Below are 1,372 nucleotides of genomic sequence, written 5' to 3' on the forward strand. Positions count from 1 at the left end.
GACCGGATCAGGGTTTTTGCGTTGGTGTAACCAATCGCGCCGCGTAGTTCGCCGAACCTCCTGATGCCGAATGTGACAACGAGTATGCTCGCCTCGGGGTCTGTTCTGTGCAGGTCCGTCAGGGCGGCCAGCATGGAGCGACGATTGGGCATGCCTGTCTCGGAATCATGTTCGGCCATATAGGTCAGATAGTTTGATTCCTGCTCGAGAAGTGCGCGCTTGTGCCTGGAGAAGGCATTCCAGATGCCCGCAGCGGAACTCCATCCCAATGCGAAGATCAAACTGGATGTGTTGATGCTGATTGGAAAGAAATTCTGTATGATGAACGGAATGACAAGAACGGAAGACATCACAAGAACATGGATGCCGAACAGCTGTCGCAGCGGCGTATGTCTTGCCACCACACTGGTTATCATGAGCAGCGCCATTCCGAGGATGAGCATTGGAAGTTTGGACGGGCTGGTCAGGGCTCGGTTTTGAACAAGGCTCTCATAGCCCAGCGCATGCACATAGACGCCCGGCATGGCAGGGGAATGCGGAGTAGAAAGCAGGTCTCCCAGTTCGAGTGCCGTGGCACCGATGACGACGCTGCGGCCAGCGATCAATTTGGGATCAAACCGATTGTGTAGGACATCGTCAAAGCTGATCGTATCTATCTGGTCTGCATCAATACCATAGTCGATCATGAATGCGCGTGTATCGCTGGGCTCCGCTCCGGCAAGAAGGCCTCCCAATGTGGGAATGTACTTTCCTTCATGGACAAAACCGCGACGATACTTGCGCAGGCGCCCGTCGCGGGAAAGCTCCACATTCACACTTGCGATGACGGCGTTCTCTGCCAGTTCACCAAACGGAGTATTTGACTGCCTGTAATCCCGCTGGAGGAAAGCCGGCAGGGCGATCCAGCCCGCATTGTCCTGGACAGCCTGAACCAGTGCCGCATCGCCCTCCGGTGACGACCGGGCGCTGAAATCCACGTCGAGGGCGATCATGCCAGCACCGGCGGCGTTCAGATTGTCCAGTGCCTGTGCGAAACGCTCGCGCGGCCATGGCCATTCGCCAGCCTTGCTGATGCTTTCAGCGTCGATCGTGACGATCGTGACCGTGCCGCTTGGCGCGAGCGACAGCGCATTCATCCGTGCAGACGCGAGATTGTTGTCGAGGGATACTGATGCGCCGGAAAAAGAGAATACCACCAGGCTCAGGCAGCCAATCAGGCACCCGCGCATTCGCCAAAAAAGATCATAGACAGCGGAGAGTTTCGGACTTTTGGACACAGTGATTAGTCGTCGTCCCGATCGTCGTCACCATCATCGCCATCGTCACCGTCGAAATCGTCCGACCCATCTCCGTTTCCGTTACCATTGCCGTT

1 protein-coding gene is annotated in these 1,372 nt (G+C 56.4%); it reads right to left on the reverse strand.

All coding sequences use genetic code 11. The features are described from left to right. On the reverse strand, nt 1-1,196 hold a 1,196-nt coding region (locus B4F73_RS07970; RefSeq protein WP_290482954.1), incomplete at its 3' end, for a CHASE2 domain-containing protein. Nucleotides 1,197-1,372: the final 176 nt, after the last annotated feature.

The organism is Hyphomonas sp. UBA3601 (assembly GCF_002375605.1).
Classification (GTDB): domain Bacteria; phylum Pseudomonadota; class Alphaproteobacteria; order Caulobacterales; family Hyphomonadaceae; genus Hyphomonas.